Origin of the sequence: Peribacillus sp. NPDC096540 (genome assembly GCF_050278525.1) — a bacterium.
Taxonomy (GTDB): domain Bacteria; phylum Bacillota; class Bacilli; order Bacillales; family DSM-1321; genus Peribacillus.
Window position 1 is genome coordinate 73064 of the sequence record NZ_JBNNTG010000018.1, and the last position, 17855, is coordinate 90918.

General features: G+C 35.7%; 21 protein-coding genes and 3 pseudogenes. 19 read left to right on the plus strand and 5 right to left on the minus strand.

Translation table 11 applies throughout. The annotated features are described in order from the left end of the window. Positions 1 to 134: 134 nt before the first annotated feature. The gene (locus tag ACQKMR_RS16275; protein ID WP_427698226.1) at positions 135 to 350 is read right to left on the minus strand and encodes a hypothetical protein; all 216 of its coding nucleotides are present in this window, start codon (positions 348 to 350) and stop codon (positions 135 to 137) included. Positions 351 to 421: 71 nt separating this feature from the next. Here ACQKMR_RS16275 and ACQKMR_RS16280 point away from each other — a divergent pair, with 71 nt between their 5' ends. The 7 genes from ACQKMR_RS16280 (at position 422) to ACQKMR_RS16310 (ending at position 6259) form a co-directional block, all read left to right on the plus strand. Next, entirely contained in the window at positions 422 to 3352 is a 2931-nt protein-coding gene (locus tag ACQKMR_RS16280; RefSeq protein WP_427698227.1) for a phage tail spike protein, read from the plus strand. A 13-nt stretch (positions 3353 to 3365) separates the two neighbouring features. After that, complete coding sequence (locus tag ACQKMR_RS16285) at positions 3366 to 3800, plus strand: hypothetical protein (RefSeq protein ID WP_427698228.1); 435 nt, start codon at positions 3366 to 3368, stop codon at positions 3798 to 3800. Continuing rightward, positions 3800 to 4021: a hypothetical protein gene (locus ACQKMR_RS16290; RefSeq protein ID WP_427698229.1), complete on the plus strand. Its 222-nt coding sequence runs from the start codon at positions 3800 to 3802 to the stop codon at positions 4019 to 4021. Before ACQKMR_RS16285 ends, ACQKMR_RS16290 begins: the two co-directional genes overlap by 1 nt. A gap of 34 nt (positions 4022 to 4055) precedes the next feature. Then, a complete protein-coding gene (locus ACQKMR_RS16295) occupies positions 4056 to 4373 on the plus strand; it encodes a hypothetical protein (protein WP_427698230.1) in 318 nt (105 codons plus the stop codon). Position 4374: 1 nt separating this feature from the next. Continuing rightward, a complete protein-coding gene (locus ACQKMR_RS16300) occupies positions 4375 to 4620 on the plus strand; it encodes a phage holin (RefSeq protein ID WP_427698231.1) in 246 nt (81 codons plus the stop codon). Between the two features lie 49 nt (positions 4621 to 4669). Beyond that, positions 4670 to 5818, plus strand: coding sequence for a peptidoglycan-binding protein (locus ACQKMR_RS16305; protein ID WP_427698232.1), 1149 nt, complete (start codon positions 4670 to 4672; stop codon positions 5816 to 5818). Positions 5819 to 5914: 96 nt separating this feature from the next. Beyond that, a complete protein-coding gene (locus tag ACQKMR_RS16310) occupies positions 5915 to 6259 on the plus strand; it encodes a YolD-like family protein (RefSeq protein ID WP_427698233.1) in 345 nt (114 codons plus the stop codon). A gap of 30 nt (positions 6260 to 6289) precedes the next feature. Here the strand turns inward: ACQKMR_RS16310 and ACQKMR_RS16315 are convergent, their stop codons facing one another. Both ACQKMR_RS16315 and ACQKMR_RS16320 read right to left on the minus strand, forming a co-directional pair. After that, positions 6290 to 6535, minus strand: coding sequence for a hypothetical protein (locus ACQKMR_RS16315; protein WP_427698234.1), 246 nt, complete (start codon positions 6533 to 6535; stop codon positions 6290 to 6292). A gap of 95 nt (positions 6536 to 6630) precedes the next feature. Continuing rightward, complete coding sequence (locus ACQKMR_RS16320) at positions 6631 to 7245, minus strand: hypothetical protein (protein ID WP_427698235.1); 615 nt, start codon at positions 7243 to 7245, stop codon at positions 6631 to 6633. Between the two features lie 280 nt (positions 7246 to 7525). Here ACQKMR_RS16320 and ACQKMR_RS16325 point away from each other — a divergent pair, with 280 nt between their 5' ends. The 3 genes from ACQKMR_RS16325 (at position 7526) to ACQKMR_RS16335 (ending at position 10127) form a co-directional block, all read left to right on the plus strand. Further along, the gene (locus ACQKMR_RS16325; RefSeq protein ID WP_427698236.1) at positions 7526 to 8023 is read left to right on the plus strand and encodes a serine/threonine protein kinase; all 498 of its coding nucleotides are present in this window, start codon (positions 7526 to 7528) and stop codon (positions 8021 to 8023) included. Positions 8024 to 8025: 2 nt separating this feature from the next. After that, the gene (locus ACQKMR_RS16330; RefSeq protein WP_427698258.1) at positions 8026 to 8904 is read left to right on the plus strand and encodes a protein kinase domain-containing protein; all 879 of its coding nucleotides are present in this window, start codon (positions 8026 to 8028) and stop codon (positions 8902 to 8904) included. Positions 8905 to 9011: 107 nt separating this feature from the next. Further along, positions 9012 to 10127 carry a hypothetical protein gene (locus ACQKMR_RS16335; protein WP_427698237.1) on the plus strand — a complete coding sequence of 372 codons (1116 nt, stop codon included), beginning with the start codon at positions 9012 to 9014 and terminating at the stop codon, positions 10125 to 10127. A gap of 305 nt (positions 10128 to 10432) precedes the next feature. Here ACQKMR_RS16335 and ACQKMR_RS16340 read toward each other — a convergent pair whose 3' ends face one another. Further along, positions 10433 to 11278: a helix-turn-helix domain-containing protein gene (locus ACQKMR_RS16340; RefSeq protein WP_427698238.1), complete on the minus strand. Its 846-nt coding sequence runs from the start codon at positions 11276 to 11278 to the stop codon at positions 10433 to 10435. A gap of 336 nt (positions 11279 to 11614) precedes the next feature. Between ACQKMR_RS16340 and ACQKMR_RS16345 the strand changes: the two are divergent. The 8 genes and pseudogenes from ACQKMR_RS16345 to ACQKMR_RS16380 all read left to right on the plus strand — a co-directional run. After that, a pseudogene (locus tag ACQKMR_RS16345) lies at positions 11615 to 11692 on the plus strand (hypothetical protein); the annotation flags it as partial. Positions 11693 to 12009: 317 nt separating this feature from the next. Continuing rightward, positions 12010 to 12237, plus strand: coding sequence for a hypothetical protein (locus tag ACQKMR_RS16350; protein ID WP_427698239.1), 228 nt, complete (start codon positions 12010 to 12012; stop codon positions 12235 to 12237). After that, positions 12238 to 12395, plus strand: a pseudogene (locus tag ACQKMR_RS16355) (phage major capsid protein); the annotation flags it as partial. Positions 12396 to 12433: 38 nt separating this feature from the next. Next, complete coding sequence (locus ACQKMR_RS16360) at positions 12434 to 12712, plus strand: hypothetical protein (RefSeq protein WP_427698240.1); 279 nt, start codon at positions 12434 to 12436, stop codon at positions 12710 to 12712. A 76-nt stretch (positions 12713 to 12788) separates the two neighbouring features. After that, complete coding sequence (locus tag ACQKMR_RS16365; protein WP_427698241.1) at positions 12789 to 13376, plus strand: major tail protein; 588 nt, start codon at positions 12789 to 12791, stop codon at positions 13374 to 13376. Beyond that, positions 13376 to 13876 (plus strand): head fiber protein, encoded by a 501-nt coding sequence (locus tag ACQKMR_RS16370; protein ID WP_427698242.1) that lies wholly within the window; start codon positions 13376 to 13378, stop codon positions 13874 to 13876. The genes ACQKMR_RS16365 and ACQKMR_RS16370 overlap by 1 nt, the downstream gene beginning before the upstream one ends. A 227-nt stretch (positions 13877 to 14103) precedes the next feature. Then, positions 14104 to 15192, plus strand: coding sequence for a GerAB/ArcD/ProY family transporter (locus tag ACQKMR_RS16375; protein WP_427698243.1), 1089 nt, complete (start codon positions 14104 to 14106; stop codon positions 15190 to 15192). A 325-nt stretch (positions 15193 to 15517) separates the two neighbouring features. Next, a pseudogene (locus ACQKMR_RS16380) lies at positions 15518 to 16634 on the plus strand (IS3 family transposase). Positions 16635 to 16688: 54 nt separating this feature from the next. Here the strand turns inward: ACQKMR_RS16380 and ACQKMR_RS16385 are convergent. Beyond that, positions 16689 to 16937 (minus strand): hypothetical protein, encoded by a 249-nt coding sequence (locus tag ACQKMR_RS16385; RefSeq protein ID WP_427698244.1) that lies wholly within the window; start codon positions 16935 to 16937, stop codon positions 16689 to 16691. Between the two features lie 532 nt (positions 16938 to 17469). Between ACQKMR_RS16385 and ACQKMR_RS16390 the strand changes: the two genes are divergently transcribed. Beyond that, a complete protein-coding gene (locus ACQKMR_RS16390; RefSeq protein WP_427698245.1) occupies positions 17470 to 17697 on the plus strand; it encodes a hypothetical protein in 228 nt (75 codons plus the stop codon). The last annotated feature ends 158 nt before the right edge of the window (positions 17698 to 17855 follow it).

Below are 17855 nucleotides of genomic sequence, written 5' to 3' on the forward strand. Positions count from 1 at the left end.
AGTATCAACACTAGAAAAACAGGTACTTGCTCTTGTTGCGGAATTAGTGAATTTGAAAGCGGAAAACAACGAAAAATAAAAAAAATAAAATGAATCCCCAGCCACTGAATGGCGGTTAGTGACTGAGGATAGTTTTACTTGAACTCCAATTGATGTTCACCTTTTTCATACACTTTATAACCTTGTTTTTCAGCTTCATGTATAATTTCGTCTTTCGACATGGAATAATTACGAACATCAATAGTGGTTTCAAGGTTCCCAGGTGCCTTGAAATTAAGTTGAAGATATTCGTTTAACTCCTGCCAAGAATATAAAGGTTTAGAGTTGGGGCGCGGATCTAGTTTAGACATATGTACTCACCTCCTCCCATAGTCCTAGTTCGACACGGGAGGACAATATCCTGCAAGAAAGGAGGAAACCTATGACAGATTTACTATTATTTGACCCATACGACAATCTATTAGCCGTTCTATCAAATGAAGCCGAGGAAGCATGTCCCTTTTGGTCTGCACCATTTAAAGAATTATTGAATCAAGGTTCTACTTTTGAATTTACTGCAGAAGGGAATCATGAGGATGCACAGCATATTGTGGCTGAAAACCAAGTCGCCTTCATGGACAAGGATGGCTTTTTTCGTCTTTTTACTATTAAGGAGCCAGAAAGAACAGATGGTGAAGAAGGGCCGGTTATAACGGCGGTCTGTGAAGCAGCTATGCTTGAGTTAAATGATGAGGTTATTGAAGATGTTCGGCCCTATAATGTCACTCTTAAAACGGCCATTACAAAAGCGCTGGAGGGTGTGAGGTGGAAAGTCGGAGTGGTGGCAGAGTTAGGTTTAGATTCCACGAATTTTTATTACATTACACCGACTGAAGCAATAACCGAATGTATTAATACATGGGGCGGCGAACTTCGAGACCGTGTGGAAATTGAGGGCAATAAGATAACTGGTCGGTTTATCGACATCCTTCCTAGAAGAGGAGAAGACATAGGTAAACGATGGGAAATTGATAAAGACATCCTTTCTATTACGGAAAGAGTTCAATCTTACCCTAAAACAGCATTATACGGACGAGGTTCTTCTCTTGAGATAGAGGATGAAGAGGGAGAAGCTACGGGAGGATTTACTAGAAAAATCACTTTTGCTGATATTGAATGGAAAGTAAAGAATGGTGATCCTGTAGATAAACCAAAAGGCCAAAAGTGGGTTGGGGACCCTGAAGCTCTAATTGTATTCGGAAGAGAAAACGCTGATGGTACCCTCAGGCATCGAAAGGGCATATTTGAAAGTAGTGAGCAAGAAGATCCTGCAGCGTTGTTGCAAGAAACATGGGAGGCCTTGCAACAACAAAAGCATCCGATTCGTAATTTTGAGATGAGCGTTTTTTTACTTGAAAATATTATCGGATACGAGCATGAAAAGGTGAGATTAGGTGACACCACTTTTGCCTTGGATTATTCTTTTGCAAAGCCGATTGAAGTGGAAGAGAGAATAATAAGTTTTGAGTATGATGTATCAGATCCGGACAATTCGGGAGTGGTCGAACTTGGGAATTTCATCGACTTGTATTCTGATGATGCCCGACTTGATCAGATTGAATCGGAGTTGAATGATAACAAAGGGGTTTGGAACAATGGTGGGAAGAAGCCCATTACGGATGACAAGATTGAAAATGTTCCCCCTACTAAACCTCTAAATGTTATTGCCTCTGGATTATTCCAAAATGTACTAGTCGAATGGGATTTTGTTAATACCATTTCTATAGCTAATTACGAGGTCTATGCTTCTCAGATACAAGGATTTACCCCTGACATTTCTAATCTTACATTCAGGGGTAAAACTAGTATTTACACCCACCAGGCAGGTAACAATCAGCAATGGTATTTTCGAGTGAGGGCTGTGAATACACATGGTGTTGCAGGTCCATTCTCTGAGGAAGCAATGGCGCAGACAGCAAGGATTATTTCTGATGATATTTTATTCGGTCCAGATATTGCGGCTGAATTAAGAGAATTAAGTAAGACTGCTGGAATATTAGCTGATGGTGCAGTTGATACTAGTGAAATTGCTGATGATGCAATCACTTCAGCAAAGATTGTGAACTTAGCGGTTGGAACTGCAGCCATTGCAAATGCTGCTATTACCAATGCGAAAATCGCCAATTTGTCTGTTGGCACAGCACAACTTCAAGATGCTGCCATTACAAATGCGAAGATTGCTAATGCATCAATCGATAGTGCTAAGATTTCTTCTTTGGCGGCTGATAAAATCAAAGCTGGCATCGTTACAGGGGTATTATTACGTTCGATTGATGAAACATCTAGATTTGAGGTTCAGGGTGGACGTTTAAGAATGGATGTTAATAATGGTAATAATTTAACAATCGATACTACTGGTATCTATTATCTTAATTCATCCGGGCAAATTTTATTTCAATCGACTAAGAAAATGACCACTTCTGATATTTTTGGTACAGCCGAATATAACGCCTATCTAGCAGCATTTAACGAAACAAGATCCGTTACTTATGCTACTGCTTTAACAGGTAGCGGTTTTGTAGATGACTATGATTATGTACCTCATAGAGCAAAAGGATTTTATGGTGATTATATAAATAAAAATCCAGGGTCTCCAGGATTACATGTTTATATAAAGCCATTAACTGGTGGGGAAGCAAGAATTACACGCAACGAAACAACAGACGATTATAGGCCTTTAAGAGCACAATATGTATATACACAAAGGATTGATTCAAATCCACAAGGCTCTAATTCTAATCATATTTATATTGGTTCTACAGATGAAGTGAGGATATCGACGGCACCAGGTCTGGAAAATACCACCGGGAGATTGAGGGCGGGTTCAATCTTCGCTAGTTCCATTACTTTGAATAACCTAGGGAATGGATCCCATCTGAACTTGCTACTCGTGGGATCAGATAGTGAAGTTAGGGTAAAACATTCAGCCGATGATAGTTATAGACCGATCCGGGCAAGAACATTTACTACTGATACATCTATGCGTGAAAACAAGAAAGATATTGAAGTATTTAGTGAAGATTCGCTAGCTATATTCCGTAATGCACAAATATATACTTATCGTAGAAAGACTGATGATCGGTATGCCTTTAAACAATTAGGTATGATGATTGATGAAACACCTAGAATTTTACATGGTGAAATTGGAGACAGTTTTGATTTATATGCTTTAACTTCTTATATGGGTAAAGGTATTAAAGATATCATTACTGTTTTAGATTTGCATAGCGATGAAATTAATTTGTTGAAATTAGAGAATCAATATTTAAAACAAAAAGTACAACAATTAGAAGACCGCCTTGACGCGGCCTAAGGAGGAAATAATTATGAGAGTAGAGATCGAAAACGGAAAATTAGTGACAGCGATTAATTTTATGTATGAGCTAAAACTGACGAGAAAGCATTCACGCTTCCGCCGGCATTTTATCAACCTTATGAATGAAAGCCTGAAAGTAGTTGAAGATGACCGAAAAGAGCTGCTTGAGGAACACTCTCATAAAGATGAAAAGGGAGAAGCGATTGTCAAGGATGGTCAATATGACGTTAAAGATATGGAGGCCCTGTCGAATGATTTAAAAGAACTGAATACTGAAAAGCTTGTTATTGAAGGTGGTGATAATCGTGAGATGATCCGAACCATTAAACATGTATTGAAAAAAGTTGAGGATGAAGAGTACGAGGCACAAGCCTCAGAAATTTATGATTATCTCTGTGAACAATTTAGGGTTGATGAAGAAGACGAAAAAGGAGCTGAAGAATAATGTTAGAAATTCAAATCACAGCAACTAATATCCGTTATACCGACGGTGGAGTATCTACCGTAAATGTGCAGTTCCAGAGTAAGGATTCGGAGGGGACTATCAATCTTAGTGGTTACATTCCCCTTAGTTCTGAAGAGTACCTAGGGAACGAAGCTCTTTCAAAATTAACGGAAGTCGTAAGGTTAAAATTAATCGATCGATTGCAACCAAAAGCCGAATAGGCTTTTTATTTTATATACAAATGGGGTGAAAAAGATGAATGTTTCAATGGGTTTATTGATCACGCTTATTGGTTTATTGTGTACGGCAACAGGAGCTGTCTTGGGCTTGTTAACATTTAGCCGAAATAGAAAAAACGATATCAAAAGTAATGTTAAAAATGATGCCACAGAATCGGCAATCATTCGAACAAAGTTAGACAATATTGGTCAATCAGTTGATTCAATTAGGATTGATTTTAAAGCAAGTGATCAACGTTGGACTGCCTTATCAGAAAGAGTTATTCGAAACGAAGAAAGTGTGAAACAAGCTCATAAACGAATTGATCAAATCGGAAAGAAAGGGGAACTTTGAAATGGAAAAAGCAAAACAATATGTAGCAATGATTGGCGGTGTCCTGGGGGCGCTGCTTTTATTTTTTCAATCGCTAGGTTATCAAGTTGAATGGTTCAATGAAAATACGATTAACTCATTTATTAACTTTATTACTGCTGTTGTCCCTCTTGGGTTTGCTTTATATGGAGTGTATAAGAATCAATATTTATTAACAACGAAAGCTCAAAAACAAGAAGAAGTTTTGAAAAAACAAGGATTAAAATAAGCTGCCCATCGGGTGGCTTTTTATTTAAATAAAAAGGAGACGATGGGAAATGAACTTTACTAAACTTCCTCAATTGGTAGATAAAAGAGGTAAATTAATATCTAAAGGCACTTACTCAAAACGTACAAAAGCAATTACCCACCGAGTTTGGCACCATTCCTTAACAAAAAAACATTTGGGTGGATCTGATGCTGCAAGCTTCGCGGGCTACCATGTAAACACTTTGGGGTGGCCAGGTGTAGGATATACATTTATTATTGAACCAAAGAATGTGATTAATACTCCAAATGGAAAAAGGGCTAGGATTGTGTATGCTCATGATATCGACCGCCGGACCTACCATGTAGGGAATAGCAATCAATTCTCGCTCGGTATCTGTGTTGCTGGCGATTATCGATATGACGATATGGACGAGCCCACACTTGCGAGTATTACAGAACTTCATACCGCACTTTTTACAGGTGGAATAGGGAAATATGATAAAGCCCATAATGAAATGCCAGGTTATAGTTGGAAAGCTTGTTGTCAGTATAACTACAGAGATGCATTTGATTGGAAAGGCTCGAAAACTCCAGTCAATCCAGAAACGGCTCCTGATGTTTACACCATCCAAGAAGGCGATACTTTATGGAGCATTGCACATAAGGATGGAACAGGTGGAGTGCAAGTTGAAGATCTAATTAAAGCGAATCCTGGCATCGATCCATCCAAATTACAAATAGGGCAGAAAATCAATTTTGGAAATGCAAAAGACGTTATTGTTCAACCAGATATAAAAGAGGATGACGAACCTTCAAATGGCGGAGATGAAACAATTAGATCCATTCAAAAAACCTTAAATAGCCGTTATAAAGCGGGTCTTATTGTTGATGGATTTAATGGCCCTAAAACCAAATCAGCACTTATTAAAGGTCTACAAACAGAACTTAATAGGCAGTTCAATAAAAAACTTGTTGTGGATGGTAAATGGGGAGCTAAAACTAAGGCGGCAATCGTGACTGTCCAAAAAGGTGCAAAAGGCAATCTTACATGGATTCTACAAGCTGCACTTTATTTGGAAGGATATAACCCTGGATCACTTGATTCTATCTTCGGAAAAGATACTGAATCAGCATTATCTAAATTCCAGAAATCTAAAAAGATAACTGCAGATAACAAGGCTGGTAAGGCAACTTTCACTAAACTGTTTACTGCATAAACAACTGTCCTTCTCCATAATCGGGGAAGGAATTTTTTCAGTCTTTTATAAGAACGCTCGTTCGTATATAATGAGTGTAAAGGAGGGATCTTTCTGATGAGTACAATTCGTGATAGAGGTCTCGTTAAATGGCAAGCAGCATTAATTATGCCAGAACATAAAGCTTTAAATAAAAAAATGAGTGAGGTTGATTATTTCTTAAATAAAAAACCTATCCTTGATGAATACCAGGTTGAAGAGTTTGAAAACAATATTCATTATGCAATGGAATATCATTTACCTGTATGTTTTAGATTGCATAACAAGGGTAATCCACATGAATTATACGGACATTGTGTGTACATTCATCCTGTTACGAAAGAGTTACGAATTCAGAAGAAAGATAGTTCTTTTGAGTATATTCAGTTTGGTAATATCATTAATATAATCGTTGAGGATTAATAAAAGCCCTTACTCACTTTGAGTAGGGGCTTATGTTTGTATAACCTTCTTTACTAACTCCGTAATATCAATGTCTTCGTTATAAATCACTTGATCAATTCGAAAATCCTCACTAGCAGCAAAGTTGTTTTTAATCTGCTGAATCCATTCATATGCCGCAACGGCAGCTGCCCAATCTGGATCCTTCTTATAATCTGAATTAGGAACAGGGAAGCTTCCACTTTGTAAGAATTTAGTTCCTTTTGAATGTAAGTAAACTTTGATTGTAATGTTCATTTTTTTCTCCTTTATATTTCTGTAATAAAGATGAACAAGAAAATTTCAAAATGACTAACGAAAGCCCCTACTCATTGAATAGGGGGCTTAAATAATTATTTACTTAACTCATTTTGTAAAGCTTGGTGCATCCAAAATTGATCTGCAACTGCCTCGAAATTTTTATAATCAAAAGTTTTCCATTCAATCTTATCAAATGTTCCTTTGGTTAAAGTAATCTTAATTACGTTTTCATCTTTAGATTTTCCATAAGCATCAATCATAGGGTATTGCCAAAACAAAGTGACTTCTTCAGCTTCTTTGTTTTTGAAAACTTGCTGGAAAGCATCTTTACTTTTCATTAACATTCCCTTTATGGCCATTTTTGTAGTTAAGTTTTCATCTCCCGTAAGTGTTAAAAGAATTATTTTATCTCCTTCTTTATCTGTACCCAGATTATCATTAATGGTTAATTCTATAATTCTTTTTTTATCTGTATTTGTTTCCTTGCCAAACTTTTTGTTAATTTGCTTAGTGACTTTATCATCCAGTGTTAGTTCTTTTTTAGGTTCAGCTTTTTTAGTTTCCTCTTTTTTAGGTTCTTCCTTTTTTACCTCATCTTTAGGTTTTTCATCTTCTTTTTTTTCAACTGGTTCTCCGCCCGAATATTGGGTGCAACCTGTAATAATAAATAAAGCTGCCAGTAAAACAAATAAGCCTTTAAGTTTCAATCTTTTTCCTCCTCATATAAATCATCGACCTTCACACCTAATAATTTAGCTAATTAGCACATAATCAATTGTAGGATATTTTTTCTTATTTATCCATTTGTGTCATGTAACACTGGTATACATTGTGTTTAATAACTCTATTATTTGATTGTTCTGAAGTATGAAAAAATAATTTGTTAATTAGAATTATATGGTATTATTTACATACAATAACTTAATTCATTTATACTACGATTTGTAATAATGTGGGTTTTGAACAGTCTGTAGGAGGATATAACATATGGAAAATAGTCTAAGAAGAGAGCCGCATCTTTATATTTTTAATGAACATTTGGGTGGTGGTGGCTTTGGTGATGTATATAAAGGCAATCAAATTTTCGATGAGAGTGAATTGATAGCAATAAAAGTTCTTAGACGGGACGAACTAAATCAAGATGGTATTGATAGATTTAATAGAGAAATAAGAATACATTCCAAATTAAAACATAAAAATGTAGTTTCAATCATTGACTTTTCATTAGATGACAGTATCCCAGGGGATGAAGAAAGAGGGGTAGCATACTATACAATGCCCCTAGGGAAATCAAATTTTAGAGCTTTTATGAATGAGTACAGACAAAATAACGTTGGAAATATGGACGATGAAACCGCAGTATTTTATTTTAATCAAATATTAGACGGGATAGAATATGCACATAGTGAGGGAATTATTCACAGGGATTTAAAACCTGAGAATATAATATACTATACTATGAGGAAAATGGAAAAGAAGTATTAAAGATTGCGGATTTTGGTCTTGGGAAATTTTTGAATAGTAAGGCAACGTTATTAACACAGTCAAGAATGGCTCTCGGTACTGATGCATATGCTCCTCCTGAGCAGCGAGAAAACTCAAGAGATGTTAAGGAAGAAGCAGATATATATTCTTTGGGGAAAATTCTCTATGAAATGCTGACTTATGATATTCCGCACAGCGTTGATTTTGAGAAGATTCCCAACTCAAAATTAAAATTTATAATTAGGAAGGCTACAAATCACAATAAGGACAGAAGATATAAAAGTATAAAAGAATTAAGAGATCAGCTTAACGTTATCATGGGGAATACTGGTACTGCAAAAAATTTATCAGTACAATTTAACGAACTATATAAGAGTTATATGAATGAAAATGAGATAGGAAAATTAAAAGAAATGTGTGATTTACTTTTGAAACACAATGATGACTATATTCTTTATACAGAAGATTTTATGAAGTTAGATGAGATCACATTAGCAATTATGAGTGCGAATCATCAAGACGAATTCTTCGAAATTTTACAAAATTATTTCTCTATTGCAGACGGAAATCACATATATAGTTTTACGGATAAAATATGCGATTTCATTTTCGATAGATTAATTGTATGTCTTAGAAGTAATATGGATCTGTACGAAAGAGCTTTTGAAACCGTCCTACGTGTAGGCCATAACCATAATCGTTTCCATATAGCACGTAAATTTTCTAGAGAAATAGAGAATATTTCTGATGAGGAAGTAGACTATAAAATGTGTATAGGAGAAGTATTAGCAAATAATCAAATGGCAGCCAAATGGGTGAAATATTATGTGCACGAACATCAACTTTGCGATTATCTTGCTAAAGAAATAGATAAATATTAAGAATTAATTAATAACGTATTTAGACTTCCTTATGGGAGTCTTTTTAGTGGGTAAATTATAGAATGGAATAAAATAGATAGGACTTGGAACTTAGAGGAGCATTTTAAATGATAAAAATTTATACCGAAAATAATGATCGTTCTTTGTTAATTTCCGCGAATAAAGAGCTTAATGAATATTTGAATTTTTATTTTCATTTTTATGATGAGATAAATGAAGAGTATATCATTGAAGATATCTTTCCGGAACATTTATATAAATTTAATAAAGATAGATGTGTCCAAGTTGTAAATGAATTAAGAATGTATGTTAGAGATCATTCCGAACATGAATTAACACCTACTCATGAATACGCTCTTTTTAAGGTGTTAAATTGCATTAGAGATTTAGAAGAGGAAGATGATATTGAAGTTCTAGAAGATTCTAGAGGTATTAATTTTTACATGAATAACTGTTTTCAAGATTTTGATTTTGATGATATAGAGATTTTTTTTGAAACCTATTTTAAAGATCCTTTATTTGAAAAAAAGTTTAATATAAACTTAGAAGAATATTTTGAGCTCGTTACAGAGGACATTGTTCAAAAATATATAAGGACTAAGGAGGTATATCTAGTGTTTAAAAGTATGATGAAAGATAAAGTATCACTAGAAAAGCAGGATGGTGACGTTTTTAATAATATCCAATCAAACGTTCAAGGAAATGAAGTGTTTATTGGAGATACTTCATTGACAATTGAAGAAGGGGATAGAATTACAAGGATTTTATCGAATGGTCATAAAGAAGTGTTCATAGTTTTAAATAGCAATTTTTATGAAAAAAAATTGGGGATTCCTGCTCATTATGAATTAAAAGTACGTAAAGAAAATGCCATTGAACATGAACGTTTTCAATCTCAGATATATAATGATTATTCAACTAATACTATTAACGGAGGTGAAAATAGTCGAATAAATAGGCATTCTACTGACAATTCAACGAATACTTCAATAAAAGTAACTGATATAACAATATTTAACCAATTAAGAGATGCAATTGCAGAATCTAATCTGTCAGCTACTGAAAAAGACAAGCTTATTATTGAGGTAAACGGACTTGAACAATCAGTTGGTACTCCTAACTATCCAAGTAGATATCAAAAATTTATAGCTTCTGCTGCTAATCACATGACAATGATTGCTCCTTTTATTCCACAGTTAACATCATTGCTTGGAAATTTGTAGAAGTGAAAACACTGTAAACCGGCAATAAAAAAAGTAAATTCTCCCTCAAGATAAGATATTTACTAACCCTGACAAGAAATTAGATAGTTCTTGTCAGGGTTTTATGTCCCAAACTTGAGTGATTTTTGCTGAATATTTGAACAAGAGTGTTTAACCGACAAGAAGATTGATAGCTTTACGGGTATATGGCAGATGAATAAGGAACCTATCTTTTACATCTACACAACCAATTTCGAGCGGAAAATAAATTGAAATGTGGCTAGAAGCAGAGAATATACATCTCCAAGGAAAAACTTTCTCTGAAATCAATTAATGTTTTCCATAAACTCAGCATCAAAGTAAAGATCGTTCATAAGCTTATTCACAATCCCGTTAAAATATGCAAACTGTCCTTTATACATCTTAACTCCATTCTTAACCTTCATAGCAAACTCCTTGAATGCTTTGGTGCCGATTTCTATTTCCTGTTCCCTTGTGAAAGCGCGTTTGTTAGCAGAAAAATCAATCACTCTATTACACTGCTTAATAACCTTCCAGAATTCCTGTATAGTTTCAGCCTTTTCGTAGAAGCACCCAACTAGATTACTAAATACACCTGGAACCCAATGGGCTACGAAATTCACTAGTTTGATAGAGTTATCTAGAGGATTATCCAAATGAGAGAATTGAGCAACGGCTTTACGTTTATTGTTTTTAATATTTTGTTTTAAGAAAGAAGTAGTTGTATTAATGGCCGGACACTTCTTGGCCTCTTTCACAGGGGTCTTGCCGGACATTTCAGTTTGCACAGGTTGAATGATGATGGCATTGGCTGTTTGCATCATATCCTTTTTTCTCTTCATAGGTATCTGGCGGATCATGCCCAGGTCTACTAATTTTTTCACTAAACGTTGAATTGTTTTATAAGATACTTCTAGTTTATCGGCAATCGTATTCTTGTCCATGAAGCTCACACCTAAGTACTTGCAGCTGTGACGTTTTAGAACCTCTAGCAAAGCAATTAGTCTAGCTTGTACATCTGCACGCTTAATATTCGTACGAATATTGTCTCTGTACGACCTAACAGTTATATTTAATTCTTCAATTTCAGTGAAAGTTGATAGATCGTTAAATGACTCTTCATTTGCTATTACATCGATACGTTTCTTCATTAATATTTTGTCTCCTTTAGGAAACAAAAAAGCAACGTTCACCATAATTGAACATGACAAACGTTGCTCTAACCCAGCACATATTGTAAAATGTGCATAGGGGTACAGCAAGTGTTTGCCTATCGTGAGTAGGCGGACGGTATAAGAGTGTTGGTAGCACTACTTATACACGCTGTGCTCTTTTGTTTTTAATTTATTTCAATAAGGATTAACGATACAAAAATACTGCCCGATAATCACCCGATAAATGCCCGATAATTCTTGAGTTATTATGAGTTATTATGATAAATGAATTTTAGTGAATGCTTATAAATAGGCGTTTTTGTGAAAGTTTGACACTATATTAAAGGTAAGAGCATGTTCCGCACACAAGTTCACCCATGGGAACGCGAACAATACATGTCTACTTATTAATAGCTTAAAAGCCTTGGCATTACTGAGTTTCTCAGTTGCCAAGGCTTTTTTTATTTTTATAAAATGAAAGGGAACTGGCTGGCCGACCACATTTTGACCACATTTCATACTATTTCATATTATGTTGAGCATAATCCATGTATTTTGAAACTATATTTGATATTAATCCTAATCTCTATTATTCAAGTAACGGACAGGTTAGTTGAAGATTCTGTATGGTAAAATCTAATCTTAGAACAATCGTTTGTTTATAGAGTGGGATTAGTATGGTTTATGAATAACCTACTACAGATGTTGTTATAAGAAGGTTGCAAAAGGTGTTAAACAACGAAATTTCAAGAGATGAATTTAACGTATGGGCATATAAATGGGTAGAGAATTTTGACAGTAGAAATCGTTTATCTCCAGAAGAGGATGAACTACATAGTTACTTAATCAATCTACTTGCAATTGATTTGGAAATAGATAAAGGTGTTTATTTTCACGAAGATGAAGAAATTGAAGAATGGATTAAGAAAATTAAAAACGGGAAATCGTTATTGTAATTAAATAATATGCTGGAAGCGTTGGCTCAGGACGTACAGGGCGATATTATGAATCAAGTTAATACATCATGCTTGACCGTTCTATCATGCAAGCAAGGGGGGCTAATGTCCTTACGAGCGAAGGGACAAAGTTTTTCAATGTCGTGATTGAAAAAGGATTAAATTTTATGATTTTCCTGAAACCAGCAGCGTGACAATGGCTCCTAATATCATCATAGATCCATTAGATGTACCTCTTCCTAAAGATTTCGCTGATGATACCTGGCTAACTTATGATTGTCTTTATCAAATTGAAGTGTGGTCAAAGAACAGGACCAATACAAGAGAATTATCTGAACAAATCGGGAAAGTTATGTGGAATTTTGGTTTTCATCAAGGTACTGGTCCCGATGAATGGGATGAAGAAACAGGGATCTACCGAGACGCCAGAAGGTATCGGGGAAAATTATACAGAGACGATCTAGACACTTTATAAGGTGTCTTTTTTTATTATTTTAAATAGGAGTGATTAATTTGGCAGAAGAGAAAAAAACTATAAAGCATCAACTGGTGTGAATGAATTTTATTATGCGGTTTTAACAGATGACGATGACCAATCATTTACGGCTGGTGAAATTACCCGGATTAAATTTCTACAAAATATTGAGGTAGAAATGCCGCAAGAAGCGATGAGGGCGTATGGGGATAATGGTACAGCTGAAATTGCTATTTCAGGTGGAAATGTAACAGTATCCACTCAATTTCATAAAGTGCCAGTTCAGGATAAGAACATTTTATTTGGTTTAGAAACAGTGGATGGACTGTCGTCTATTGGCGGTGAGGATGTGCCACCTTATGTGGCAGTGGTATTTGCCAAGACATTTGAGGGCGGTCCGAAAGAGTGGGTAGGACTTACAAAAGGTATGTTCATGCGTTCTAAAATTTCCGGTAAAACAAAAGAAGAAAACAAAGAATTTGATAATGAAGAAGTAACGGGAGAATTTATGGAGCGTTATGTTGAAGGAGCCGAATCTGAAAAATCTGTTCTTTTCGGAGCTGACAAAAAAGGTGAAACAGACAGCCGAGATTCTCTATTCCAAAAGATATTTGGCAAGCATTATCCAGGAACAACTGGAGAGCAAGGTGGTGTTGAAGGATAATGACAAACTTTAAAGCTGTTGTAATTGAAGATATCCAGGTCAACAGATTAGTAGTATTAGCAGTCAAAGAAAAAGAAAATGAAATAAATATTCGTTTAGCCCAAGAAGGCGAAGTTCCTGACTTTTTAGCAACAAGAGCGATCACAGAAGGTGAAGAGGTCTATGTGACCATTAAGAATAGAGAAACATGGAAGGTCGAAGCTGGAGCAGACATTCAGGCAGGTGTTCCAGTAGGGACTGGTAAAGACGGGAAAATCGTTGAAGCTCTTGGAGAAGATGCGCCTCCTATCATTGGATATTCCATAAATGAGGAACATGCAGGGGAAGTTGTTAGCTATGTCCGTAATGTAAAAGGCGGAGGAGAAGGTGTTCCAGGTCCACAAGGCCCGAAAGGCGCTACTGGTGCTAAAGGTGACAAAGGCGACAAGGATGCTGATGGATTTCCAACGGAAGAACAGTGGAACGAATTAGTAGCGAGTGTGGAGACACTAGAAGGATAAAGAGCTGGAATACTCCTGCTATATCTTTATTTAATTTAATGCTCTATTAAAGGATGTTGTTGAATAACTTGTCCTCAACAGGGTTTGTATATTCTTCTTCTGTCAATAATGGTTATGAAATCACAAATGAGCTGAGTGAGCCAGCAAAAAAGGAAACAAATTTTGCTCTTCTTTGTTTTTTTACCGTTTGTATATAACTTACCGTTATGTGAAAGGAACTTATTAAAATGCTCGAGAAGGGTAAAATCGGAAGCCGTCAACTGACGATATTAGTGATATTATATACGATTGGTGATTCTATTTTAGTTATTCCCACCATCGTCGCTTCTGAAGCAAAACAAAATGGTTGGGTTTCTGGTATTTTTAGCGTGGCGATAGCACCGTTATTGGTTGTCTTTTTATATGACGCTTTAAGGAAATGCTATCCTGATTTAACATTAGTGGAATACAGCCAAAAAATTTTGGGTAAGTGGCTGGGAATAGCGATTTCGCTTCTATTTATAAGCTACTTTTTTATAACCACAGCGACTTACCTGAGAGAAATTGGTGATTTTATGACAAGTCAGATTATGCCTGAAACTCCTATTCAAGTGATTATGTTTCTTTTCATGAGTATCGTCCTCATGGCCGCACGTCTCGGTTTGGAACCTTTGGCCCGAAGCGCGGAAATATTGTTTCCTTTTGTTGTAATACTTTTATCATCATTGATGATTCTTCTATTGCCTGAGATTAAAATTCAAAATCTGCAACCCGTCTGGGAGGGAGGATTGAAACCAGTTATACGGGGGTCTATACCATTTATTGTCTTTCCCTTTATAGAACCGGTTGCGGTTCTGATGATACTCCCGTTCGTGAGTCAAAAAGACAGAATAAGAAAAAGCCTGTTTGTCGGTCAATTGTTGGCTGGAAGTGTTTTGATCATTATAACAATGTTAGCCATTCTTGTTCTTGGTGTCGATGTAACAGCAAGTGAAATTTATCCAAGCTATAAATTGGCTAAGAAAATCAATATCGCTAATTTCCTGCAGAGGCTGGAAGCAATACTAGCCATAATATGGTTCATCACAATTTTTATTAGAGTTAGTTTGTTTTTTTATGTGACCGTTTTAGGTCTGGCACAAACGTTAAAATTGCAAGATTATCGTCCTCTGGTTTTTCCATTTGGTATGATTTTGATTGTCTTTACATTGATTATGGCACCCAATATCGTCTATTATAGTAACTTTATTTCAGACATCTGGCCTTTTTATGCTATGACATTCGGGTTTCTGTTACCATTGTTATTACTAACAATCGCCAAAATTCAGAAAAAATGATGGACCAAACTAAGATTGGGTGTTATTTGTTAAGAAACTTGTGTGAAATTCTGTAATTTTTACACAAAACATCCATGAAAGCTTTTATAGTTATCTTAACAATACACGCTATTAGATGCTTAGGTGTTATTCCATTAAAGGGCGCAATTCTTTAATAAGGCATGCTTTCCTTATTGAACTAACAGTTGAAATAGTTCCACAGGATGTACTAAAAGAGACCACAATAATGAACTATACCCCTGATAACGGACACACAAAAAAAGTGTCCCTTATCAGGGGTTTTTTATGTTTCAATAGATGTAATGAGTATGGACGGAGGGTTTCTATGAGTAAGAATATATATACTGAATTTCAGATTAAAGAACTCGAAAAGAATCCAAATATTATAAGTGCTTCCGAGCGATCTATTTCCTATAGTCCGGAATTTAAGACAAAAGCTGTTAAGGAATATAAAAAGGGGCAATCCCCCTCACAAATTTTCATTGACCAGGGATTTAATCTCGAAATAATTGGTAAGAAACAACCCAAGCGTTGTCTACAGCGCTGGCGTGTTACCTTTGAAAGGTTTGGTGAGGAAGGCTTACCGAACGCCGTGGAAAAGGAAGTACAGGACGCCCCACTTCCAAGCCACAGTCTGTAGAGGACCAACTTAGGAAGGCCGAGGCGAGAATCAAATTCCTTGAAGCGGAAAATGACTTCCTAAAAAAGCTGGAAGAGCTAGAAAGGCAGGCTTTGAAAAAGAAATGATTCTAACTGCAGCTGAGAGGTTCTATCTGATTGAAAGGACGATCAGAATACACCAATTAAAGAAGGCTGTTTCCTATCTATGCAAATTGGCTGGTGTAAGTCGAAGTGGCTACTATGATTGGTTAAAGGCAGCTCCTTACCGTGAGCTTCGTGAAGAACAGGATGAATTGGACATAGAATTGATTAGAAATATTTTCATCAGTAAAAGGGAAAAAGTAGACGCCCTCCAAATCAAAATGATTATGGAGAATGACTACTCGGCCGTAATGAATCATAAGAAAATCAGATGGTTGATGACAAAATATAATCTCCTAGCGAAAATCAGAAGGGCCAACCCGTATCGGAAGATGGCCAAGGCAACCAAGGAGCACCTTACTTGTCCAAATCTCCTTAATCGTGAATTCAATCAGGAGGAGCCAGGGAAGGTCCTGCTTACTGACATTACCTACTGACCAGGGGTTCCATTACACCCATCCGCTATTTCAACACAAAGTGAAGGAACTTGGGATAATGCGCCAATGGAAAGTTTCTTTGGCCACTTTAAGGATTTGGCAGAATATAAAACATGTACTAATTTAACGGATGTGAAGGAAGAAGTTGATCGAGTTATTGAAGAATATAATGAATGTCGTTATCAATGGGGACTAAAGAAAATGGCCCCGGTACAATACCGGGACCACCTATTAGCCGCATAGGCACTTTTTTATACTGTCCGAATAATGGGGCACAGTTCATTGAGAGGGGCTTTTCTAAAATATAGGCTTAACCTTCTTCACTAACTCCGTAATATCATTGTCATCGTTATAAACCACTTTATCTATCCGAAAATCACCACTAGAACCGTGTTCACTTTGAATCTGTTGGATCCATTCGAAGGCGGCAATAGCCGCCGCCCAATCAGGATCTTTCTTAAATTCTGAATTGACGACTGGGAAACTCCCACTCTGAAAAAAATTTGTTTCCTTTACATGTAAATAAACTTTGATATTTATATTCATCCATTTATGCTCTTTTCATTTTATTTATTTAATTCAAACTCAATAGTTTGTTCAATTAAACCACCACTAAATGAACCATCTTGGGATTCCTTTATTAATTTTTCTATATTAGATTTCATCTACATCATTACTATAAAACATTCTCAAGGTGATTATACATGGTAGCCCTTGTTGAATTAAATTAATTCTCAAAAATTCCCTCAAAACTCAATTTCTATATCTTTATTAATCCCCCTTCTACTACAAGGACATAGGATCCAAACTCATTTGAAGGTACTCTTAGAGACAAAGAATAATCACACTGTTATCCAGTAAATCGATAGCTACCTGAGCTGGAAATTCGAAGGTTAAATGAAACAGACTATGAGAGGAGAGGTGGAAAGTTCAAGAAAATAAAGTGAGGTGCAACCCTCCTTTTTATATAGAACCTGTTAAAGAATGTTGTTGATTTTCTTCTTGAACTATCGGGCAGGCATACTTGTAATAAAATGGGTTTAATGGTAGGATAATATAGTTACTTGAGCTGCGGCTCTTGGGAAGAAAGCTGGTGGAGCATTTGGAACTTACTACAGTCTGCCATGTTGTAACAGCAGCTGAAAAAGCAGTTTTTCTAGGCAAAGTGAAATTTGGTCCTACAGGTTCTTATATGGGCAATTATGAAATTAAAAAAGTAGAGAGAATTACTAAATTGTCAAGTGGATCTGGAGGACAAGTTAACACTAGATACCAGAAGTCTACTATTGTTAAACCATTTTTTTAAGCATTATTTGTAAATGAGATGATGAAGTGAAGAAGAACATATTATTTTTTATACTTTTGTTAATGTGCACATATTATATTGTGGATTTGACTTTTTCTAAGGCTATTTTATTCTCGATTATTATGGTGGTTGTTGTTAATCTATTTACTTTCTTTGAT